The organism is Actinoplanes subglobosus (genome assembly GCF_042650585.1).
Lineage (GTDB): Bacteria > Actinomycetota > Actinomycetes > Mycobacteriales > Micromonosporaceae > Actinoplanes > Actinoplanes subglobosus.
In genome coordinates this window covers 250,686-273,031 of the sequence record NZ_JBHSBL010000024.1, presented here as the reverse complement: position 1 = coordinate 273,031, position 22,346 = coordinate 250,686, and the positions used below count along the sequence as shown (strand labels likewise).

Here is a 22,346-nt window from a genome sequence, read left to right as displayed (position 1 = left end):
ACCGGTATTGCTGGAAGGATTTCCGGGTAGGGCGACGCGAAGGCGGTATGCGCGCGGATGAAACGGCTGCCGATCCGCCGGGCCGGAAACCGGCTGGTGATCAATGCGGCGATCGTCGCCGTGCTGCTCACCGTGGTCGTGCTGGGATTCTCCGTCTCCGCCCGGCAGGAGCGGATGGCCCGCGACGCCCGTGCGGCCCAGCATCTCGCCCAGACCGCTGATCAGGTCAAATACCGGTCGGCCGACCTCAACGGCTGGCAGAACGCCTACGCGCTGGAGATCACCCGGGACGTCGAGGGGGTCGACGAGGACACGGCGGAGAGCCGGGCGCAGTTCGTCGAGGCGGCGGCCCGGTTCGACACCGAACTGAACGCGCTGGAGGCCCTGAGCGCGTCGCCGGAGATCGAGGAGACGGTGCGGTCGATCCGTTCGGCGTTCGACGAGTTCATGCTCGTCGACCAGAGAGTCGTGCAGCTGTACCGAACGGGCGGGGCCGAGAACCGGAAGGCGGCGTCCGGGCTCATCCTGGGCCGGGAGGTCAAGCTGTACGGCCGGATCGCGCAGGGCTGCGACGCGTCGGTCACGCTGGCCACCCGGGCCATGGACAGCCACTTCGCCCGCCTCGACGAGGTGGGCCGGACCACCCGGCGGTACATCATCATGCTGTGCGCCGTCGCCGTCGCCCTGGCGGTGACCGGCGCGGTGCTCGCCGAGGCACGGCGGCGGGCCGACGCCGAACGGGCCCGGCAGGCTCAGCGAATGGCCTGTCTGGGCCAGCTCGCCGGCGGTATCGCCCACGACTTCAACAACATCCTCGGGATCATCCTGAACTACACCGACTTCGTCGCCGAGAACGCCGCGGCGGAGACCCGTGACGACCTGGCCCACATCCGCCGGGCCGCCGAGCGGGCGGTCGGGCTGACCGGCCAGCTGCTCGGTTTCATCCGGCACGACGACGTCCGGCTGGAGGTCTTCGACGCGAACACGGTGCTCGCCGAGTCCCACGCGCTGCTCGCCCGGACGCTCGGTGAACACGTGGTGCTGACGACCGTACCGTCGCCGGATCCGCTCTTCATCCGTGCCGACCCCGGTCAGCTGCAGCAGATCGTCGTCAACCTCGCGGTCAACGCCCGCGATGCCATGCCGGACGGCGGCACGCTGGTGATCGCGGCGACCGCCGTCGACGTCGAGGACGGGCGGCCCGGGCTGCGTCCCGCCGTGAAAGCGGGCCGATACCTGGAGCTTATCGTCAGCGACACCGGCACCGGGATGTCGCCGGAGACGGTGTCACGCATCTTCGACCCGTTCTTCACCACCAAGCCGAAGGGCCGCGGCACCGGCCTGGGCCTGGCGACCGTGCACGGCATCATCACCGCGGCCGGCGGCAGCGTCAACGTCGTCTCCAGGCCCGGCATCGGCACCACCTTCCGGATCTACTTCCGCCTCGCCGAGAACTTCTTCGAGACCTCCAAACCCAGCGGCGGCGGTACGACCGACGCGCCGCGTGGCCACGGGCAGACGGTCCTGGTCGTCGAGGACGAGCCGGTGCTCGGTGCCGGGATCGCGCGGATCCTGTCCACCGCCGGCTACCGGGTCCGGTCGGCCACCAGTGGCGCCGCGGCGATCACCGCCTACGCGCACGACGGCTGCGACCTGGTCGTCGCCGACGTCGTGATGCCAGAGATGTCCGGTCCGCAGCTGGCCGAGGTGCTGCGCCGCACCGACCCCGCACTGCCGGTGCTGTACTGCACCGGTTACGCCGACGAGACACTCGGCACGGACGTCCTCCAGCCCGGTGTGGTGTGCCTGGAGAAGCCGTTCTCGGCCGGCCAGCTGCTGACCGCGGTCCGCGACGCCCTCGACGGCGCCGCTCAGCGCGCCCCGGCGTAACGGGCGGACCGGCTGCCGGCTCACCCGGCGGCGGTGCCCCGCCCGACGACGTCACCGACCCAGGCCGGCAGCGGCTCGCACGCCTCCCGCCACCCCTCGGGCACACCGGACAGGCCGGTCCGCCCGGCGACGATGCCGCCGACGATCGCGCACGTGGTGTCGACGTCGCCGCCGGCCAGCGCCGTCGTCCACAGCGCGGCCGGCAGGTCGTCCAGGTCGGTGGCGGCGCACCAGATCGCGTACGGCACGGTGTCGACCGCCGAGATCCGCAGCCCGCAGCCGACCATGCCGGCGACGTGCCGCGGGTCGGCGCCGGGCGCGATCCGGGTGACCCGCCGCAGCCGGGAGCCGACCTCGGTGCCGGGCACCCGGTCGGCCACCGCCGCGACGAGGTCACCGCCCCGGATGCCGCTGACGCTGAGCGCGGCCGCGACGGCGACCGCGACCGCACCGGCGACGGCCTCCGGGTGGGCGTGGGTGACCTCCGCCGACCGGGCCGCCTCGGCGACGGCGGCGTCGAGGTCATCGGAGTACCAGGCGCCGAGCGGGGCCACCCGCATCGCCGCGCCGTTGCCCCACGACCCCATGCCGTCGAACTGGCGCCGGGTCACCACCGCCCAGTCCTCCCCCGCGCCGAACGCCCGCAGCACCTGATGCATGGAGCCGCCGTAGGAACGGTTCGGATCGGCGGCGTACGACTCGGCGAACGCCGTGGCCAGCGCGCCCCGGTCGGTGTGCCCGTGCCGGTCCAGTACCGCCAGCAGCGACAACGCCATCGCAGTGTCGTCGGTCCACGGCCACGGGCCGTCCGGGAGCCGCCGATGCGCGAGCGCCGTCTCCAGCTCCTCGGCCGGCTGGAGCAGCCACGTCTCGCCGAACGCGTCCCCCAGCGCCAGCCCGCGCATCGCCGCCACCGCCGCCACCCGGTTCACCATCCGACCATGATCACCCGGCCGTTCGGTGGGTGCCACCCGGATTCGGGGGTGACGGTATGGTTCGACGATGTCACGCAGGCAACACCGGGAGACCATCGCCGCCAGGCAGGAGCGCATCGACGCCGTCCTCGCCCGGCGCCGCGGCTTCGTTCCACCGTCGACCAGCGACGCCGCGTTCCGGTTCGCCGCCGACTACGCGCGGACCAACCTCCTGACGTATCTGTACGAGGCGCTCGACGCCCCGGCCGCCGACCACACGGTGGCCGAGACCAACCGGGAGCGGGCCCGGCGCGGCGTGTCGCTGTCCGGTTTCCGGGCCGCCGGGACCCTGGGTGACCTGTTCGACGCCCCGGCCGGCTACACCCGTCCCGGCCCGGGCGCCGAGACGTGGGAGGGCATGTGGCCCGATCGGTGCCTGCTGGACGGGCTCGAGCACGCGCACACCCTGGCCGAGCTGGTGCTCGCCGGTGACATCGACACCGTCGAGGTGATCGCCGGCCTGCCGCTGGCCGACGCCTTCATCGACGGGTCCCTGCTCTACGGCGATGTGCCCAACCAGGTGCTGTCGCTGGCCGTCGACGCCTTCCGGGAGCGGCTGGAGCAGCACGAGCCGGCGTTCGTCCCGGAGCGGACCGTCGACATGACCGCGCCGCTGGCCTCGTTGCCGGCGATGCTGATGGCCGCCCGCCACGAGTGGACCCCGGCCGAGCGGCTCGCCCTGGTCATCGCCGGTCTCGCCCCGATCGAGCACTCGACCTCCACGTTCTGATCGCGGCCCGGTTCTGATCGCGGCCCGGTTCTGATCGCGGCCCGGTTCTGGTCCCGGCTCAGTTCTGGTTGACCGGCCACGCCGCCGCCGTGTCACAGCGGTCCGGGCAGACGAGCAGGTAGACCATGTTGCCGAGGAACAGGCCGTAGGCGTTCGAGTCGAACGTGTCGGGTTGCCGTGGCGCGCCCGGCAGTTTCGGGAACCCGAAATTCTCCGGAATCTGCACCAGGAAGACCATCGCGGCACCGCAGGCACAGGTGAACGACTCCTCGCCCTGGGCCCACGCCGGCTCGCCACCGACCCGGAACTCCCACTCGTCGTCCGGCCCGGCGTCGCGCAGCACCAGGCGGCGCGGCTCGAGGAACGCGTCCGCAGCCGGGGCGGCGACGTCCTCGCCGCGGTGCCGCAGGATCCGCCAGAACGCCGTCGTGTTGCCGCCCACCGGTGTCTCCCAGTACCGCTCGGGGAGGCGTGACGGGCCGAAGGCGGCGTCGTTGTGGACCGGGCACTGGAACACCGACAGGTGCTCGCCGCCGCACCCGGGGATCTCCGCCGGGACGTCGATCTGGAAGAAGAACACCATCCGCTCGCCACAGGTGCAGTCCGGCCAGGGCTGATCCGGAGGCAGGACCGGCCGGCCGCCCACCGTGTCCCGGTCACCCGCGACCGCCGGTTCGCCGCTCATCTCGATCGCAAACATCGGGCGACCATAGCGCGGCGGCGGCCCGGTTCACTGTGCTGATGGTCGTGTCCGCGGGATGCGCCGTCGGCGCCGGGTACGCGATGTACCGCGGGCCGTCGGAGGGCGGCGGGCTGCACCGGCACGCCGCGTTCCAGATCGCCGTCGCTGTCCACGGTCACGTCACGATGGCCGGCGCGACGGGCACCCCGCACCGGGCCGTGGCGCTGCTCGTGCCGCCGATGACACCGCACCGACTGTTCCCGATCGACGACCTGCATACGTTCTTCGTCGAACCGCACTCCGCCTTCGCGACCGGCTACGGCACCGCGACGACGGCATCACCGCCGCGCCGGACCTGCGGGACCTGTCCGAGGACGACATGGGCGCCCCGCCGTCCGGCAACCTCGACCCCCGCCTGGTCCGGGCGCTGGAGATGCTGCGCGACGGTGACGCCCGGATCACCGGCCTGGCCGCGGCCGTCGGGCTCTCCCCGCAACGGCTGCGCGGCCTGGCTCGGCAGCAGGTGGGCATGCCACTGCCGCGGTGGCGGGTGTGGATGCGGCTGGGCCGGGCCGCCGAGGCGATGCGGGCGGGACAGTCACCGGCCGCCGCGGCGGTGACCGCCGGGTTCGCCGACCAGGCCCACCTGACCCGGCAGATGCGCGAGATGATGGGTCTGACCCCGGCGGTCGTGCTGGCGGCGCTGCGCGGTCAGTCCCGCCCGGCGACGTAGATGGAGATCGACCCGGTGACGGTAGGGACGACCTCGGTCTCGCGTACCCCGGTGAAGCCCGCCACCGTGATCGCGGCAGGCCGCCGTCAGCGTTGAGCCGGGTGTCGGCCGTGCCGTCGGCGATCTGCACAAGCCGGAACGCCAGCCGCATCGCCCGGGTCCGCTGCCGCCGTAGTCGGCGATCACCAGCCGCCCGCCGGGCCGCAGCACCTGTTGGGCGGCGGCGAGGATCGCCTGTTTCATCGCGACCGGACACTGGTGCAGCACCAGACTGGACACGACGACAACGGCCGATCCGGGTCCGAGGCGGTCGGCGAGCGTGTCACCGGTGCCGGTCTCCCAGCGCACCGTGGCAATCCGCCGGCGGGCCACCGCGAGGACCGCCGGGTCGGGGTCGACGCCGACGATCCGGGCCCGAGGCTCCACTCTGGCGAGCGCGCAAGCCAGGGTCCCGGTGCCACAGCCCACGTCGGCGACGGTCGCACCGGCCCGCGGCGCCACGTAGGCGACGGTCAGGGCGCGCCACAGCCGTTCCCGGGTCAAACGCCACGACACGGTCGTAGAAGCGGACAGGGGCAAGGCGACCGAGCGCCGGGGTGTAGGTCATGCCCCCACTCTCAGCGCTCACCCGCCGCCGGTCTTGAACGGACCGCTCACCGGGTGCAGGGGGTTCCGTCGATGCGGCAGTCGGCGGGGGCCGCGTCGAGCAGGGTGGCGCCGTGTACCTCGAAGGAGATGCCGATCTCCCCGCCCGGCTCGATCGCGGCCGTCGAGTCGTCGGGTACGAACGTCCACACCGCCTCGTCCTGGGTGGCGGTCGCACCCTTGACCTCGTTGATCCACAGCGTGGCGCGGGGCAGGGTGACCGTCAGGGTCCAACCGTCGCGGCTCGCCGGGCCGGGGTTGGCCACCGTCACCTCGGTCCGGTAGCCGAGCAGGCCGACCACGTACGGCGTGGTGGTGTAGCTGGCGGCCAGTGGGACCGGCGGCTCGCTGCGGCCGGGCGACGGCGGCGACGACGCGGCGATGCCGGCCGACCGGGCCGGTGACGTCGGTGTCCCGGCGGTCCGGGTGGCGGCGTCGGTCGTGGGGGCCGCCGGCGACGGGGGCCCGGCGGGGGCCGGCTGCCGGTCGGGCAGCCCGGCGGCCTCCTCCGGTTTGACCGACTGCTGGTAGGGCCGGGTCACCAGGAGCACGACCAGCAGCGCCGTGACCGCGACCGCCGTCAGCACGCCGGTGACCAGCATGAACCGCCCGCCGGCCGGGCGTTCGCCGGCGGGTTTGGCCGGGCGGACCCGGGGTTCGGGCGCAGGCCCGGTCATCATCGCCGCCGCCAGGCGCCAGGCGGCGTCCCGGACGACGTCCATGGGAGAGCGCCGGTTGCTCACTCGGCGACCGCCTGGAGTTCGGCGTCGATCTCGAGACGGCCGGTGACCAGGGACGACGGCACCAGCACGGCGGCGACCAGGCCACCGCCGGGACCGTTGTACAGCTCGACGGCCATGTCCTGCCGGGCCGCGAACCGGCCGGCCGCCCACAGTCCCCACCAGGTCCCGCCGGGCGGCGGCTCGGGCGCGGCCATCACCTCGTGCCCGGTGACGAGATCGTCGTCCGTCATGCCCGGCCCCACGTCGGAGACGGCGATCAGGTATCCCTCCGGGTCGTGGTGGCCGCTGACCATGATGTCCGAGTCGGCCGGGGCGAAGGAGGCCGCGTTCTCCATCAGTTCGGCGAGCAGGTGGATCAGGTCGGTCACCGCGGTGCCGGCCAGGTAGGCGGCCTCCACCTCGGCCGGGACGACGCGCTGGTGGTCGCTGATCTCGGCGGCCGCGTCGCGCAGCACCTCGGCCATCGGCACGAGGCGCTCCCACCGGCGGTCCGGTGCGCCTCCGGTGAGGACGATGCCCTTCTCCACGTTGCGGCGCAGCCGGGCGCCGAGGTTGCCGGCCCGGCGCAGGTCGGCGGCGTTCTCCTCGTCGCCGGCACGGCGGGCCAGGGTGTCGAGCAACCGCAGTTGCCGGTGCAGCAGACCCTGGTTGCGGCGGTCGAGGTCGCGCAGCAGGCCGTCCGGCTGGTGCCGTGACGCGGGGACGGGCACCGGTGCCGCCGGGGTGACGGTGGCCGCCCGGCGGCGCAGGGTCGTCACCAGCAGGCCGAGCAGGGCGACGAACCCGACGCCGGCGATCGTCCCGGCCCAGACGGTGGCCGTCACGGCCCGCGGGGTGGCCTCGTCTGCGGCTTCCCGGGCGGCGCTGTCCTGCAGATCCCAGAGGGCCGTGTTGAGCTCGTTGAATGTCGGCGACCAGACGGCCGGGGCGGGGATGCCGTCCGGTGAGGCGGCGAGGTCGTCCTCGAAGCGGTGCAGGCGGACCATCGCCTGCGAGCCGGCGACCTCGCGGTGGCGGCGGGTCGCCTCCTCCGGCAGCGCGGTCCCGGCCGCGGCGAACAGGGCACCGCGGGCACCGGCCAGCCGGGTCAGGCGGATCCGGTCGGCGACGGTCGGGCCGCGGCCGCCTGACACGGCGGCGAGCAGGGCGTCCTCCTCGGCCAGGATCTCCCGGGACCGGCTCAGCGCGGGCAGGCCGCCGCTTCCGGCGGCGGGCTCGGCCGCTCCGGACGGGTCGATCACCTCGGTGTACGCCGAGACGATCTGCCTGCGGTCGAGGCGGCCGGCGTCGACCGAGGCACGGAGCTCGGTGAGCGACTCCATCCGGTCCAGGAGCGCGTCGGCCGTACGATCGGACGCCGACGTGGTGAGACGGTCGAGCCAGGACCGGTCCGCCTGCCGCAACCGCCCGGCCGCGTCGTCGGTCCTGCCCCGCTGGGCGGTGAGTTCGAGGATCGGGAGGCCGGTGACCGACTGCCGCCGTTCCGCCTCCAGGGCCAGCACCGCCTCGTCGACGGGCCGGTCGAGCCGGTCGGCGGTGACCCGGTCGGCGAGCGCCCGGACCGCGGCGGTGGTGGCGGGGACGGCGGCGGCCGCCCAGAACGTGACGAGCAGGGCGGCGACGACGATCCGGCTCCGGCGGTTCACGGGGTGGCCTCCGGCTCGCCGATGATCTCGCGGAGCCGGCTGAGCAGCTCGTGCCGGTCGGCGCAGCCCAGTCGCTGCCGGATGCGTGCCATGTGATGCTCCACGGTCTTCGCCGACAGGTAGAGCCGGTCGGCGATCTGTTTGTACGTCATTCCGGCCAGGACCAGTGCCCCGACCTCGCGCTCCCGGGCGCTGAGCAACTGCTGGCCGCCGGCCTGCTCGGGCCGGGCGCCACGGTCCTGCCACGCCCGGGCCGAGTCGAGGAGCAGCGCCATCGCCTTGCGGTCGGAGGTGCGGATCGCGGCCTGCCCGGCGAGTCGGGCGGCGTCCCAGGTGAGGCCGGCGAGGCTGAGTGTCCGGGAGGCGGCCACCACGGTCTCCGGGTCGGCGTGCCCGGCGAGGACGTCGAGCCAGACGGCGGCGGCGTCGGCGAACGCGGCGGCGTGGGTTCCGGTGGCCCGGGAGGCGTCCAGGTGGGCGGCGTGGCGGCGGGCGGTGTCCTGGTCGTCGGCGAGGATCGCGGCCTGCAACCGGTACCAGTGCGGCAGGACGGTCCACACCGGCGGGTCACCGAGCCGGTCGAGCAGGCGGTCGGCCTCGGCCAGGTGCCCGGCGACGCGGTGGGACTCGCCGAGCCGGGCCGCGGCGACCGCCAGCTCACCCAGCGGCAGCAGGTTGAACAGCTCCACCGGCTGGCCGATCAGCGCCTGGCAGGCGTCCGGCCAGGCACTGCGCAGCCCGACCAGGTCGCCGTTGCGGCGGGCCAGGCCGACCCGCAGGGCGCTGGCGAGCAGGTCGTCGCGGCCGTGCGCGGTCACGCCGCCGGCCGCCGGGAGACGCTGTTCGACATCGGCGAGCCGGCCGCGCAGCAGCAGCACCCAGCTGCGCAGCAGGTGGTGTCGGGTGGTCAGCAGCGTGCCGCCGGTGCCGCGCTGTTCGGCCCGGGTGAGCAGGGAGTCGGCGACGTCGAGTTCGGTGCAGTGCATCGCCAGCAGAGCGCCGATCGCTGCCGGGCTGTCCGGCAGCAGCGCGGCCGGTCCGGCCGGATCGATCAGGGTGGCCGCCTGGACCAGGGTGGACAGTGCGGCGGCGGGCGGTCCGGTCACCGATTCGGCGGTGCCGCGGGCCATCAGGGTCGCCGCGGCGCTCAGCGAGGTCGGCGGCCGGCCGGTGGCGTCGTCGGGCCGCAGGTGACGTCCGGCGTCGGTGAGCCGGCCGACGGCGATCAGCCCGACCGCGGCGAATCCGGCGGCCACGTCGGTGCCGGCCCATTCGTAGAGGCGGACGGCCTGGGCGGTCTGACCGCGGTGGGCCAGCACGGCGGCGGCGACGTAGGCGGCCTCGGCCCGCTGCTCGGGGGTGCCGGCGGCGAGGACCTGGTCGGTGAGCCGGGAGGCGTGGTCGAGGTCGCCGGCGAGTGCGGTGGCCAGGGCACGCCGGGCGGCGGTGGTGCGCCCGGCTCCGGCGGCCGCGGCGAACAGTTCGGCGGCCAGGGCCGGGTCGTCGCCGAGGGCCTCCTCACCGGCGGCCTCGTAGACGTGGCCGAGGCCGCTGCCGGCGGCGCCGGGGACCAGGCCGGGGGCGGCGGCGACCCGCAGCAGGGGCTGGACCAGCGGCAGGACCGGCCCGCCGCGGGCCATCTGCAGGGCGGCGAGGCGCTGGCGTACGTCGATGCGCTGGCTGATCGGCCCGAGGGCGGCGATCGCCCGGCGGGCCAGCGGGACGAGGGTGCCGTCGGCGGCCAGCATGCCGGTGGCGCGGCCCGCTTCGACCAGGTCGGCGACGTCGGCGTCGTGGTCCAGGACCGCCGCGACCAGGTCGAACGACAGTCCGGCACCGGCTTCGACGGCGAGCAGCAGGGTGCGTACACCCGGGTCGAGCTCGTCGATCTCGGCGGCGAACGGCGCCAGCGCGGCGACCGGCACCTGCCGCGGCCCGGTCGCGGGCAGGGCGTCGGCGAGCCGGGTCACGTACCGCGGGATGCCGGCGGTCTGCGCGGCGACCCAGCCGGCCAGGTCGTCGCCCGGGTTGTCGAGACGCCCGGCGATCTCGGTGGGGGTGAGCACCGGCAGGGTGACGGCCGGCCCGCCGCGGCGGAGCACTTCGAGCAGCCGCAGCAGTTCCGGGCGGCGCGGCCACGGCCGGTGGGCGACGACGATCCGCGCGTCCGGTTGTTCGGCGTGGTCGCGCAGGTCGTCGAGCTGGCGCGGGCTGAGCAGGTGGGCGTCGTCGATGAGCAGCACGTGGTCGGCGGCCGGTTCGCGGGGCGGCCACGGGCCGGTCACCTTCACCTCGGCGGCGCGGTAGACGTCGGTGAGCTGCCGGAGCAGGGTGGTCTTGCCGTAACCCCCGGGTGCGGCGACGGCGGCGTGCAGCGGCGCGGACGGGTCGGCGGCGACGCGGGACGGCAGGGACGTCATCGGGCGTCCGCCCGGACCGCGACCAGGTCGACCGGCGGGCGCGACGGCGCGAGATGCGGCGGCGACACCGCCGGCAGGACGGCGAAGGCGTCGGTGGGACCGGCCACGGCAAGATCATGCGGGGGTACGGCCGGACGCCCCGCCAGGGCAGCGCCGAACGCCACTGTCATGCGCGGCTGTGGGTCACGCACGACGGGTGCGGGGAACTCCGCGCTGAACAGATCGGACACAACTGTGCATACGGCGCCGTCCACTCCGGCGATCAAAACGGCGGAAAGATCGCCGGTTCCGTAACCACGGCTGCGGACCAGAGCCGCGGCGAGGTCGATCGTGGGCCGGATCAGGGCGCGGGCGTCGGCCGGGGTCAGCCCGTCCACCTCGAACCCGCCGACGTCGGTGAGCTCGGCCGATGCGAGCAGTTCCATCCGGCCCCGCTGCTGCGGGGCGACCAGGGCCACCTCGGCGGTCGAGCCGCCCAGGCGGTGGACGCCGAGCAGCCCGCCGGTCGTCGGTGCGCGTCCGGCCGCCTGGTGGCACTCGACGACGGCGCGGGCCCGGGTCACCAGCACGCAGCCCATCAGGTCGGCCTCGGCCAGCCCGGCCTGCAGGAGCCCGAGCCGGCCGGCGCCCCAGCCGGACGGGTGGGCGACGGCGACACGTACCGGCGGCTCGCCCATCAGCTCCCAGACCCGGTCGACCACCCAGCGCGCCATGGCCGCGGTCAGGCCGTGTGCCGGAAAGTAGTCGCCGCCGAAGTACATCGGGAGCGGGTCGCCGATCCGGTGCAGGTAGCCGCCGACCGCGTCGGCCGGGTGCTGTCCCACCTCGGCCGGGACGACGGTGCCGTCGGCGGTCATGCGCAGGGCGGAGCCGACCACCGGGGAGCGGGCGCCGAGCGAGACCGGCTGCGGCGGGCCCCAGCCCGGTTCGCCGGTGTCCCGGCAGACGGCCGCTTTCACGGTGCCGACACCGATGTCGATCCCCAGCACGTAGGACACGCGTTCAACTCCTCAGAGGTCGGTACCCCACGTTCGTACCAAAATGCGGGTTTGAAACGTCCCCCCAAAAATCGAGGGCCGGAGATCCCCTAATCCCCTAACCGGCGGGTGGCCGGAGTGGGGGACTCGTCCCCGATGCCCGCCGGAGGCCCCGTCCGTAGGTTTCTTCTCGGCGCCGGGCCCGCGCCGTTCGATCCGCACTCAGCGTCTCCGCACTCAGCGTCTAGGAGCTCGACATGACCTCGCCCACCCTGCAGGACTTCGTTCTCAACCTGATCTACGACCCGGCTGCCCGGTCGGCGTTCGAGCTGGACCCGGAGGCCACCCTGCGGCACGCCGGGCTGGACGACATCACCGCCACCGACGTGCAGCAGGTGCTGCCGCTGGTGCTCGACTCCGCGCCGGTCGCCGGGCTGACCGGCCCGGACGGGCTGGACGACCTGACCACGGGGGTGGCCAGCCTCGACGTCGCCGGCGCGGTGGCCCAGCTGCAGGCGATCGCCGCCCAGGTCACCCACGACCCGCTGGCCGAGGTCAACGCGACCAGCAGCGTGAACGTGACGGTGCTCGGCCTGGACGCCGACGGGCTGGCGCAGGTGTCGGTGCTGCCCGGCGCCCTGGACCTGGGCATCGGCTCGTCGGTGACGGTGGGCGGGCTGTCGGCCGACCACGACCCCGAGTTCGTCGTGGACCACCAGGCGGTGACCACGTCGTCGACGTTCGTCACCGAGCACGACAGCAGCCTGACCGGTGACCTCGGTGGCGTCCTGGACACGGTGAGCAACGTGCCGGCGCTGCCGGAGCCGGTCGGTTCCGGATTGCTTGACGTCCCCGGGGTCGACGGGGCAACCTCTTCGATCGGGTCGCTGATCCAGCCGGACCTGAGCGGCGTCACGTCGATCGATGCGGTCGACGGCTTGGGCGACACCGTGACCGGCACGGTCGCCGGTGTCGGCAGCACCGTGCACGGGCTGACCGGAGGCCTGCTGGGCGGCGGGGACGACGCTGCCGAGCCGCCGGCCACCCACGGCGAGCTGTTCGGCATCGGCCTGTAAGGGCGCCACGACGAGAGGCTGACGGACGCGGATGACGAGCTGGGAAGCAGCCGGGACGACGGCACAGACGGGTCCCGCTTCCCTGATTCCGCATCCGCGGCCGGCGCCCGACCCGTTGCGGGGCGCCGCCGTGGCCGCCGATCCGTGGTGGATGGACACCATGGACGCGGTGATCCGCACCTGCCGGGCGCACGGCCGGGCCGACCTCGCCGACCGGCTGGCCCGGCGGCGGGCCCGTCTGCTGCACCCGCAGCTGCGGGTGCTCGTGGTCGGCGCCGCCCAGCAGGGCCGCAGCCGCCTCGTCAACGCGCTGATCAACGCCGCGGTCTGCGGTGTGCTGCCGGACGGCGACGCCGCGGTGCCGACGGTGGTCCGGCACGCCGACACCCCGGTCGCGCACCTGGTCCGCCGGGACTCGGCGGAGGCCGACTGGACGGCCGCGGTCGGGCTGCAGAGCCGGCTCCCGCTGGTCCCCGAACGCCTGGGCGCGTCACTGGCCGAGGCCGCCGCGACGCTTCCGGCCGGTGCGCCGGCACACGTCGACGTCGGTGTGCCACGGTCGCTGCTGGCCGGTGGCCTGGTGCTGATCGACGCGCCGGCGCTGGACTTCCCGGCCACCGGCGGGACCCTCGCGGCGGCCCGTGATCTCGCCGACCGGGCCGGTGCCGACCTGATCCTCTACGTCAGCGAGACCGGCCGCCGGTTCGGCGACGACGAACTGGCCGTGCTGGCCGGGCTCGGGCAGGTCTTCCCCGGGCTGCTGGTGGTGCTGACCAAGGCCGACTACGCCGCCGACTGGCGGCGTGACCTGGCGGAGAGCCGTCTGCGGCTGAACCAGGCCGGCATCCCGGCGGCGGTGGCCGCGGTGTCGTCGTCGCTGCGGGCGCACGCGGTGCGTTCCGGGGACGAGGCGCTCAACCGGGAGTCCGGCTTCACCGACCTGATCGTGCATCTGCGGCGGATGGTCGAGGCCAAGCCGGACCGGCTGGCCCGGGCCACCGCCGGCGCACTCGGCCGGCTGGCCCTCCAGGAGTTGGCCGGGCCGTTGCGGGCCGAGCTGGAGAACCAGGGCGACACCGTCTCGTCGGACGCCGCGGCACACCTCCAGGCCACCCACCGGCGCCTCGACGACCTGCGCAAATGCACGGTCCGCTGGCAGAACCGGCTCTCCGACGAGGTCGCCGACCTGATGTCGGACATCGAGCACGACCTCCGCGAGCGGGTGAAGGCGCTGCTCGCCGAGTCGGACGAGTTCTTCGCCACCAACGACCCGGCCAAGAGCTGGGACGAGTTCGAGCCCTGGCTGCGCGAGGCCCTGCAGGAGCTGGCGACGACCAGCATGACCTGGCTGGCCGAGCGCACCGAGTGGATGGCCCGCCGCACCGCCGACATGTTCCCGCCGGAGGCCGGTGACGTGCTGCCGCCGACCGCGCTGGCCGTCACCGACGGTGGCGTGCTGCAGGGGGTGTCGACGCTCGACGCGCCGCCGGTGGCGACGTTCACGCCGGGGCAGAAACTGTTCATCGGGCTGCGCGGATCGTACGGCGGGGTGGTGATGTTCGGTCTGGCCACCAGCCTCGCCGGGATGTCGCTGATCAACCCGATCTCGATCGGCGGTGGCGCGCTGTTCGGCGGCAAGAGCGTCCGCGACGAGAGCAAGACGCTGCTCAAACGGCGGCAGACCGAGGCGCGCAACGCGATCCGGCAGCACGTCGACGACATCTTCACCAAGCTCAACAAGGACGCCCGGGACAGTGTCCGGCGGGCTCAGCGGGCACTGCGGGACCACTTCACCGCCGTCACCGAGGACCTGCAAGAGGAGACGATGGAGTCGCTGCGCAACGCCAAGGCAGCCGCCGACCGGGACACGGCCGCCCGCCAGGCGCACGGCCGGCGACTGCGGGAGGAGCTGACCCGGCTCGCCGAGTTGCACGCGCAGGCACAGGCGCTGACCGACCGGGCTCGGGCGTGATCGGCGAGGAGCTCGAACGGCGTACGCACGACCTGCTGCTCCAGGCCGTGCAGGTCTACCGTGGCCACCCGCACGCCGGCGCCCGCCTGCGGCAGACCGTCGACCGGTTCACCGGCCCGCTGCGCCTGGCCGTCGCCGGCACCGGCCGGACCGGGAAGTCGACGCTGGTCAACGCCCTCGTCGGGGAGGACGTGGCACCGGTCGAGCAGGCCGAGGTGGTGACCTACCGGGACGGCACCGAGCTGCGGGCGTGGAGTCTTCCGGAGCACGGCCGGCCCTACGAGGTGCCGGTCGTCCGGGTCCCCGGCGGGTTGCGGCTGGACACGGCGGCGCCCCGGGCGGTCGTGCACTGGCCGAGCCGGGTGCTGCGGCGGACCGAGCTGATCGACACCGGGCCGCACACCCCGCCGGCGCAGGTGCTGGCCGAGGCCGACGCGGTCCTGCTGCTCACGCCCCGGATCGGCGAACCCGACCTGGACTTCCTGCGGGCCGGCCGGGGGCTGCGCGGGCCGTCGGCGTTCCCGGTCCACGCGATCGTGGTGCTGACCAAGGCCGACACCCACGGCGACGGGCTTCCGGACGGGCTGCTGGAGGCACGCCGGATCGCCCGGCGCCGCCGGAGGGAGCCGCTGATCGCCGGGCTCTGCCAGGACGTGGTCGCGGTCTCCCCGCTGATCGGGCATGCCGCCCGTACCCTGCGCGACGACGAGTTCCGGGCGCTCGCCACGATCGCGGGCGTTCCCCGTACCGAATCCGATCCGTTCCTGTTGTCGACCGACCGGTTCACCGCGGCGGCGGCGCTGCCCGTGGTCGACGCCAGGGTCCGGCTGGACCTGCTGCGACGGTTCGGTCTGGGCGGGATCCGGCTGGCGCTGGCTCTGGTGCGGACCGGTTCGGCGACGTCGGCGGCGCTGGCCGAGCGGCTGCAGGAGTACAGCGGTCTCAAGGATCTGCAGTCGTCGGTGGCGGACCTGTTCACGGCTCGCAAGGCGGCACTCAAGGCACGGTCGGCGCTGACGGTGCTGGACCACCTGCTGCGGACCGAGCGGGTTCCGCCGTCCGGTCATCTGCTCGCCGAGCTGGAACTGCTGGTGGCCGGCGCGCACGACTTCGCGGAGTTGCGGCTGCTGTCGGCGCTGCGGTCGGGCCGGGTGGCGCTGCCCGCGGAGACCGCGAAGGAGGCGTTGCGGCTGGTCGGCGGCGCCGGCACCAGCCTGGGCGAGCGGCTCGGCCTGCCCACCGAGGCCACCGTCGACGACATCTGGGCGGTGGCCGAGGACAGCGCCGTCCGCTGGCGCCGGGAGGCCGCCCTCGGCGAGCGGTCTCCGGCACAGCGGCGGGCCGCGGCCGTGGTGCTGCGCAGTTGTGAGGCGATGCTGGCCGGTACGTGAACCGGAATCGCGTCCGCATTGATCCGGGCGCCGTGATTCCCCCGTATCACCCGGCAGAAGTCAGGTGGTCGCGGAAGGGAATTGGCACCGGTGTCCTCTTCGCGTCAGCGCGTCGCGTATCTCCAGCCGGGTGACGGTCCGGGGGATCAGTGGCCCGGAGCACGCCCGGACATGTATCAGACGGACTGGGCGCCACGCCGTCGCCGGCGGGGGCGGCGCCGGGCCCGGCGCACCGGCCGCACGGTGTCCCTGCTGCTCGCCGTCTCGGCGGCCGCGGCCGGCGCCGTCGCGGTCGTCAGCACCGGGCAGCCGGCCACCACGCCGGTCCCGGTCACCGCCAACGCCGCCCGGCCGCAGACCCCGAGCGCCTCGCGCAGTGCGACGCCGGTCCCGAAACTGACGCCGAAGGCGACCCGGGTGCCGAGCGCGTCGCCCACCCGGAAGCGGCAGCCGGAGCCGGTGACCGGCCTGAACCAGGCCCAGATGAACAACGCCGCGGTGATCGTGCAGGTCGCCCGGGACCGTGGCCTGCCCCGCCGGGCGATGCTGGTCGCCATGATCACCGGGATGCAGGAGTCCAGCCTGCGCAACCTGGCGAACACGACCGTCCCGCTGTCGCTCGACCGGCCGAACGAGGGCACCGGCGAGAACTTCGACTCGCTCGGCGTCTTCCAGCAGCGCCCGAGCCAGGGCTGGGGCTCGGTGGCGGAGCTGATGAATCCGCGGTACGCCGCGGGCGCCTTCTACGAGCGGCTGCTCAAGGTCGACGACTGGGAGACCAGGAGCCTCGGCGACGCGGCGCAGGCCGTGCAGCGGTCGGCGGTTCCGGACGCCTACGCCGAGCACGAGAACCGCGCCGAGAAGATCGTCGACGCGCTGCTCTGAGCCGCCGGACCGAGACATCGACAGACATGGACATGTGCGGCGTCGTGGAGAAGAGTTGGGCGCATGTCCACGAGGCGCACCTTCCTGGTGGCGGGCGCGGCGACAGCCGCCGCCGTCGCCGCTTCCACCCCGGCCCGAGCCGCCGCACCCGACCGTGAGCTACGCCGGATCCTGCGGGAGATCGACCCCGCCCGGGTCGAGGCGATCGTCCGTAGGCTGGTCTCCTTCGGCACCCGGCACACCCTGTCCGCCCAGGACGACCCGGTCCGCGGCATCGGCGCCGCCCGGGACTGGATCTTCGCCGAGCTGGAGCGTCACGCCACGGCCAGCGACGGGCGGATGACCGTCGAGCAGCAGTCGTTCGTCCAGCCGGTCTCACCGCGGGTCCCGGTGCCGACCCGGATCACCAACGTCGTCGCCACCCTGCGCGGCAGCGTCACCCCCGAGCGGATCTACGTGGTGACCGGCCACTACGACTCGCGGGTCACCGACGTGATGGACGCGGTCAAGGACGCCCCGGGAGCCGACGACGACGCGTCCGGCGTCGCGGTGATCATGGAACTGGCCCGGGTCTTCGCCACCCGGCGGCCCGAGGCGACGCTCGTGTTCGCGGCGGTCGCCGGCGAGGAGCAGGGCCTCTACGGCTCCGACCACATGGCCCAGGCCTACAAGGACGCCGGCGCCGACATCCAGGCCATGTTCAGCAACGACATCGTCGGGACAGGGAACGCCCACGACGGCACCCGGAACGACCCGCGGACCGTCCGGCTCTTCGTCGAGGGCGTGCCCACGTCGGAGACCCCCGCCGAGGCGACCACCCGCAAGAGCACCGGCGGCGAGAACGACGGCCCGTCGCGCCAGCTGGGCCGGTTCGTCAAGGACGTCGAGCCCGACGAGATGAACGTGCGGATCGTCTGGCGCCGCGACCGCTACCTGCGCGGCAGCGATCACATCTCGTTCCTGCTGCGCGGTTACCCGGCGGCCCGCTTCACCGAGCCACGGGAGAACTTCAACCACGAGCACCAGGATGTACGGGTGGAGAACGGCGTCCAGTACGGCGACCTTCCCGAGTTCTGCGATTTCGGGTACATCGCCCGCGTCGCCCGGGTGAACGCCGCCGCCCTGTGGTCCCTCGCGCAGGCCCCCGGCACCCCGAAGGGGGTGGTCATCGACGCCACCCAGCTGACCAACACGACGACGCTGCGCTGGCAGCCCGGCACCGAGCCGGACCTCGCCGGATACGAGGTGGTGTGGCGCGAGACGACCGCACCCGACTGGCAGCACTCCCTGCCCGTCGGCAACGTCAGCACGGTGACCGTCGACCTTTCCAAGGACAACGTCCTCTTCGGGGTACGGGCGGTCGACACCACCGGCCACCGCAGCCCCGCGGCCGCCCCGAAGCCGTAGATTCGGTGAGGTTGGAAGGGGAACCCGTGGACTTCACCGCGTACAGGGCTGTGAGCTTCGACTGCTACGGCACGCTCATCGACTGGGAGACCGGCATCGCCGCGGTCCTCAGGCCCTGGGCCGAAGGTGGGTGGACCGACGAGGAGCTGCTGCTCGCCTACGCCGATCACGAGGCCGCCGTCGAGCACGAGCAGCCGGCGGCGCTGTATCCGGAGGTCCTCGCCGAGTCGTTCCGGCGGCTCGGCGCCCAGCTGGGCCGGCCGGTGAGCGAGGAGTGGGCGCAGCGGCTCGCGACGTCCGTACCGGATTGGCCGGCCTTCCCGGACTCCCCCGGCGCACTGGCCCGGCTCGCCCGGCACTACCGGCTGATCATCCTGTCCAACGTGCACCGTGCCGGGTTCGCCGGCAGCAACCAGCGGCTGCGCGGCGACTTCGCGGCGATCATCACGGCCGAGGACGTGGGCGGCTACAAGCCGGGTGACCGGCATTTCCGGGCACTCGACGAGACCCTGCCCGGCCTCGGGGTGAAACGGGAGGAGCTGCTGCACGCGGCGCAGAGCCTCTTCCACGACCATGTCCCGGCCAAACGTGAGGGCCTGCCGTCGGTGTGGATCAACCGGCGGCACGACCGGCCCGGCTGGGGCGCCACACCGGAGCCGGACCAGCCCTGGAGCTACCAGGCCGAGTTCCCGTCGATGGGCGCGTTCGCCGACGCCGTCGACGAGGCCTTCGCCACCCGGTGATTCCCTATCTGAGCGGCGAGGATGTCGTCGCCCTGCTGCCGCCGGCCGATGCGGTCGAGGCCGTCGAGGCCGCGCTGCTCGGCGGTCTGGATCCGGCGGCCGGGGTGCCGCGCAGCACGGTGCCGCTGGCCCACGGGTCGATGCTGCTCATGCCGGCCGAGTCGGCGTCGCACGCCGGGGTCAAGCTGGTCACCGTCGCACCCGGCAACGCCGAACGTGGCCTGCCCCGGATCAACGCGCTGTACGCCCTCTTCGACGCGCAGACCCTGCGGCCGGCCGCGATCGTCGACGGGACGGCGCTGACCACCCTGCGTACCCCCGCGGTGTCGTTCGCCGCCGTCCGCCGTTTCCTGCCGGCCGCCCCACACGTGGTCGTCTTCGGGGCCGGCCCGCAGGGCGCCGGGCACATCAGCACGCTCGCCGCCCTGGTCACGCCCGCGTCGGTCACCGTCGTCACCCGCGGCGGCACCGCGGTCCCCGGCACCCGGGCGGTGCGGGCCGCGACACCTGAGGCCGTCGCCGCGCTGCGGGCCGCCGACGTGGTCGTCTGCGCGACGACGGCCCGGGAGCCGCTCTTCGACTCCGCTCTGCTCGGCGACCGGGCGATCGTCGTCGCCGTCGGCTCTCACGAGCCGGACGCCCGCGAGGTCGACGCCGCGTTCTGTACCCGCGCCACCGTGATCGTCGAGGACCGGGCCACCGCCCTGCGCGAGGCCGGCGACATCATCCTGGCCGGCCTCGGCCCAGCCGGCCTGCTCACCATCGGCGAGGTGGTCGGCGGCGCCCCGGTCCCGGCCGGCCCGATCCTGTTCAAAGGCACCGGCATGTCCTGGCAGGACCTGGTGGTCGCCGAGGCGATCCTGGCCCGTTCCCGCACCTGACGGGCCCGCTCCCACAACTCGGCGCGGGCCGTTACCGGAAGGGGCCGTCGATCGCGGGAAGGCCAGGGCCCGGGGCTCGCGAAGCAGGCGTGGGATCGAGCGCACCTCATCGTTGCAGTGGGACGGCGACGCCACCGGCGTACGCGGGGTTCTCGGCCTCGTCGAGCATGGCGGCGGCCACCGTGGCCCGGCTGACGCGTGCCGGGAACCACCGGCGGGGCACCGCGTCCAGACCCACCGTGCGGCGGGACACGCCGGCCGGTCCGTCCGACAGAGGGCCGGCGTGGAAGACGGTTCCGCCCGCGGCGAGGACGGCGGCGTCGGCGGACTCCTTGTCGGCCCGATCCGGGAGCATCCTCAGCAGACCCCGGGTGAGAGGGCCGGCCACCTCCGCGGACGGCCCGGTGCCGAACGCGCCGAGCCACACGATCCGGCCCGCACCGGCGGCGGCCACCGCGCGGGCTCCGGCGGTCAGGACGCCGGGCCGGTCTCCCTTGGCGACGCCGAGCCCGGAGACCACCACCGCCCGGCCGCGCAACACGGCGGCGATGCCTTCCGGGTCAAGGACATCAGCGGCGGTACGGACCAGCCGCCCCGAATCCGGCAGCACGATCCGGCGCGGGTCCCGTGCGACGGCGACGACGGTGTGCCCACGGGCGAGGGCCTGCCGCGTCAGTTCGAGCCCGGTGGCCCCCGATGCGGCCAGCACGGTGATCTCCAGAGTGGTCGTCACAGCCGCTCCCCCGGCTTGCTGTCCCTCCCGGCCACCGCGGTCCGGAACCCGACCGGCACGGACTCCCGGGCCTCGCGCAGTACCTCGAGGGCTGCCGCGTGCACACCGGGTGCAGCCGCCAGGTAGCCGCCGCCGGCGATCTCCCACGGCGCTCCGTCCAGGTCGGTGACGATGCCGCCGGCCTCCCGCACGATCAGCACCGGCGCGATGTGCGACCGCACGTTGTCGAACTGCCAGTGCACGTCCATCCGCCCGGCCGCGACCTGCGCCAGCTGATGTCCGACCGGCACGGAGACCCGCACGTACAGCGCGTGCCGCATCATCGCCGCGACGGCCGCGCCGGCGTGTGCGGCCCGGTCGGCGTCCCGGCCGGGCCTGGCCTGTCCGGTTCCGGTCAGGGCCAGAGTCAGATCGGTCTTGGCCGACACCCTCAGCGGTACGCCGTCCCCGGACGCCCCCTGCCCGGCGACGGCCGTGAACGTCTCACCGGCCACCGGCATGTGCAGCACGGCCAGCACCGGCCGCCCGTCCCGGACGAGGCTGACGCCGATGTTCCAGTCCGGCATGCCCTGTACCGCGTTCATGTTGCCGCCGACCGGGTCGACGACCCACCAGTCGCCGCCGGGCATCGGCCCGGACGCGTGCTCGTCGGACGTCCACCGCGAACCGGGCAGCGCCGCGGTCAGCACCGGCCGCAGGGCACCGGTGACGGCGTCGTCGTTGGCGGCCAGGGCGGCGCGGAGTTCCGTCATGGTCACCGGGGTGGTGGCCGGCCGGCCGACGAGTGCCGCCGCGGCACGGACGGCGCCGGTCACGACGGTCAGAAGGTCTTGTTCCGTGGTCATGACTCCACTGTGTGGCCACCCCATGATGAAGTCCAGTGCAACGTTGTTAGCCTACGATTTACCGTCATGCAACTGGATCTGAACCTGCTCACGGTGCTCGACGCGCTCCTTCAAGAGGGCAGCGTGGCCGGGGCGGCACAGCGGCTGCGGCTCTCGTCACCGGCGGTCAGCCGCAGCCTCGGCCGCCTGCGGCGGCTGACCGGCGACGACATCCTCGTCCGCACCGGGCGCACGATGACCCCGACGCCCTACGCGCTGGCGGTCCGCGACCATGTCGGCGAACTGCTCCGGCAGACCCGGCAGGTGCTCGCACCGGCCCGGGAGCTCGACCTGGCCGGCCTCGACCGGGTCTTCACCGTCCAGTGCCACGACGCGCTGGCCACCGCACTCGCCCCGGTCCTGCTGGCCGACGTCCTCACGGAGGCACCCGCTGTGCGGCTGCGGTTCCTGGCCGAGGCGTCCATCGACACCGACGAGCTCCGGCACGGGCGGGTCGACCTGGAGATCGGGTCGGCCGTGCCGGCACTCCCGGAGATCCGGCACGAGGTGGTGGGCCACGATCGCTTCGTCGTGGTCATGCGGGCCGGTCATCCGTACGCCGAAGGAATCGATCTGGAAGCCTTTGCGACCGTGCCGCACGTGCTGGTGTCGCGCCGCGGCCGCCTGACCGACCCGGTCGACGGCGCGCTGGAGTCTCACGGCCTGCACCGCCGGGTGCTGGCCGCGGTCGGCACCACCGTGACCGCCGCACACATGGTCGCCGGCAGCGACGCGGTCCTGACCGCACCGAGCCTGGCCTGGCGGCCGCTGGCCAGTGCGTTCGCCCTGGTCACCACACCGCTGCCGATAGACCTGCCGAACCCGCCGATCGTCTGCGGCTGGCACCAGCGCTACGACTCCGACCCGGCACACACCTGGCTGCGCGACCGCGTCCGGGCGGCCTTCACCAGCATTCTCACCCGGGAGTGACGCC

At 74.1% G+C, this 22,346-nt stretch carries 19 protein-coding genes and 1 pseudogene; 11 read left to right on the top strand and 9 right to left on the bottom strand.

The features are described 5' to 3' along the window. Positions 1-57 precede the first annotated feature (57 nt). Positions 58-1,890 (top strand): ATP-binding protein, encoded by a 1,833-nt coding sequence (locus ACFO0C_RS35350; protein ID WP_378071123.1) that lies wholly within the window; start codon positions 58-60, stop codon positions 1,888-1,890. Between the two features lie 20 nt (positions 1,891-1,910). Here the strand turns inward: ACFO0C_RS35350 and ACFO0C_RS35345 are convergent, their stop codons facing one another. Beyond that, a complete protein-coding gene (locus ACFO0C_RS35345) occupies positions 1,911-2,825 on the bottom strand; it encodes an ADP-ribosylglycohydrolase family protein (RefSeq protein WP_378071122.1) in 915 nt (304 codons plus the stop codon). 67 nt (positions 2,826-2,892) lie between these two features. On the opposite strand from ACFO0C_RS35345, the gene ACFO0C_RS35340 reads away from it, so the two are divergent. Next, on the top strand, positions 2,893-3,594 hold the full coding sequence (locus ACFO0C_RS35340; protein WP_378071121.1) for a hypothetical protein: 702 nt from the start codon (positions 2,893-2,895) through the stop codon (positions 3,592-3,594). Between the two features lie 58 nt (positions 3,595-3,652). Here the strand turns inward: ACFO0C_RS35340 and ACFO0C_RS35335 are convergent, their stop codons facing one another. Next, on the bottom strand, positions 3,653-4,294 hold the full coding sequence (locus ACFO0C_RS35335; RefSeq protein ID WP_378071120.1) for a hypothetical protein: 642 nt from the start codon (positions 4,292-4,294) through the stop codon (positions 3,653-3,655). 361 nt (positions 4,295-4,655) lie between these two features. On the opposite strand from ACFO0C_RS35335, the gene ACFO0C_RS35330 reads away from it, so the two are divergent. Further along, positions 4,656-5,009, top strand: coding sequence for a helix-turn-helix domain-containing protein (locus ACFO0C_RS35330; protein WP_378071119.1), 354 nt, complete (start codon positions 4,656-4,658; stop codon positions 5,007-5,009). A gap of 177 nt (positions 5,010-5,186) precedes the next feature. Here ACFO0C_RS35330 and ACFO0C_RS35325 read toward each other — a convergent pair. The 5 genes and pseudogenes from ACFO0C_RS35325 to ACFO0C_RS35305 all read right to left on the bottom strand — a co-directional run. After that, a pseudogene (locus ACFO0C_RS35325) lies at positions 5,187-5,564 on the bottom strand (class I SAM-dependent methyltransferase); the annotation flags it as partial. 98 nt (positions 5,565-5,662) lie between these two features. Beyond that, complete coding sequence (locus ACFO0C_RS35320) at positions 5,663-6,376, bottom strand: hypothetical protein (RefSeq protein ID WP_378071118.1); 714 nt, start codon at positions 6,374-6,376, stop codon at positions 5,663-5,665. Between the two features lie 17 nt (positions 6,377-6,393). Then, on the bottom strand, positions 6,394-8,043 hold the full coding sequence (locus ACFO0C_RS35315; RefSeq protein ID WP_378071117.1) for a sensor histidine kinase: 1,650 nt from the start codon (positions 8,041-8,043) through the stop codon (positions 6,394-6,396). Further along, complete coding sequence (locus ACFO0C_RS35310) at positions 8,040-10,463, bottom strand: response regulator transcription factor (protein ID WP_378071116.1); 2,424 nt, start codon at positions 10,461-10,463, stop codon at positions 8,040-8,042. The genes ACFO0C_RS35315 and ACFO0C_RS35310 overlap by 4 nt, the downstream gene beginning before the upstream one ends. Next, on the bottom strand, positions 10,460-11,461 hold the full coding sequence (locus ACFO0C_RS35305; protein WP_378071115.1) for a hypothetical protein: 1,002 nt from the start codon (positions 11,459-11,461) through the stop codon (positions 10,460-10,462). Before ACFO0C_RS35305 ends, ACFO0C_RS35310 begins: the two co-directional genes overlap by 4 nt. Before the next feature lie 236 nt (positions 11,462-11,697). Here ACFO0C_RS35305 and ACFO0C_RS35300 point away from each other — a divergent pair, with 236 nt between their 5' ends. From ACFO0C_RS35300 to ACFO0C_RS35270, 7 genes are all read left to right on the top strand, one after another. Then, on the top strand, positions 11,698-12,516 hold the full coding sequence (locus ACFO0C_RS35300) for an IniB N-terminal domain-containing protein (RefSeq protein ID WP_378071114.1): 819 nt from the start codon (positions 11,698-11,700) through the stop codon (positions 12,514-12,516). A gap of 31 nt (positions 12,517-12,547) precedes the next feature. After that, positions 12,548-14,488, top strand: coding sequence for a GTP-binding protein (locus ACFO0C_RS35295; protein WP_378071113.1), 1,941 nt, complete (start codon positions 12,548-12,550; stop codon positions 14,486-14,488). Beyond that, positions 14,485-15,879, top strand: a complete 1,395-nt coding sequence (locus ACFO0C_RS35290) for a GTPase domain-containing protein (RefSeq protein ID WP_378071112.1) — start codon at positions 14,485-14,487, stop codon at positions 15,877-15,879. The genes ACFO0C_RS35295 and ACFO0C_RS35290 overlap by 4 nt, the downstream gene beginning before the upstream one ends. Positions 15,880-16,050: 171 nt before the next feature. Then, positions 16,051-16,764 (top strand): hypothetical protein, encoded by a 714-nt coding sequence (locus ACFO0C_RS35285; protein WP_378071111.1) that lies wholly within the window; start codon positions 16,051-16,053, stop codon positions 16,762-16,764. Between the two features lie 63 nt (positions 16,765-16,827). Beyond that, on the top strand, positions 16,828-18,171 hold the full coding sequence (locus ACFO0C_RS35280; protein ID WP_378071110.1) for a M20/M25/M40 family metallo-hydrolase: 1,344 nt from the start codon (positions 16,828-16,830) through the stop codon (positions 18,169-18,171). Positions 18,172-18,197: 26 nt separating this feature from the next. Then, positions 18,198-18,914, top strand: coding sequence for an HAD-IA family hydrolase (locus ACFO0C_RS35275; RefSeq protein ID WP_378071109.1), 717 nt, complete (start codon positions 18,198-18,200; stop codon positions 18,912-18,914). Beyond that, on the top strand, positions 18,911-19,795 hold the full coding sequence (locus ACFO0C_RS35270) for an ornithine cyclodeaminase family protein (protein ID WP_378071108.1): 885 nt from the start codon (positions 18,911-18,913) through the stop codon (positions 19,793-19,795). Before ACFO0C_RS35275 ends, ACFO0C_RS35270 begins: the two co-directional genes overlap by 4 nt. Positions 19,796-19,901: 106 nt before the next feature. Here the strand turns inward: ACFO0C_RS35270 and ACFO0C_RS35265 are convergent, their stop codons facing one another. Both ACFO0C_RS35265 and ACFO0C_RS35260 read right to left on the bottom strand, forming a co-directional pair. Beyond that, positions 19,902-20,528, bottom strand: a complete 627-nt coding sequence (locus ACFO0C_RS35265; protein WP_378071107.1) for an NAD(P)-dependent oxidoreductase — start codon at positions 20,526-20,528, stop codon at positions 19,902-19,904. Continuing rightward, entirely contained in the window at positions 20,525-21,373 is an 849-nt protein-coding gene (locus tag ACFO0C_RS35260; RefSeq protein ID WP_378071106.1) for an inositol monophosphatase family protein, read from the bottom strand. Before ACFO0C_RS35260 ends, ACFO0C_RS35265 begins: the two co-directional genes overlap by 4 nt. Positions 21,374-21,439: 66 nt before the next feature. Between ACFO0C_RS35260 and ACFO0C_RS35255 the strand changes: the two genes are divergently transcribed. Further along, positions 21,440-22,342, top strand: coding sequence for a LysR family transcriptional regulator (locus ACFO0C_RS35255; RefSeq protein WP_378071105.1), 903 nt, complete (start codon positions 21,440-21,442; stop codon positions 22,340-22,342). The last annotated feature ends 4 nt before the right edge of the window (positions 22,343-22,346 follow it).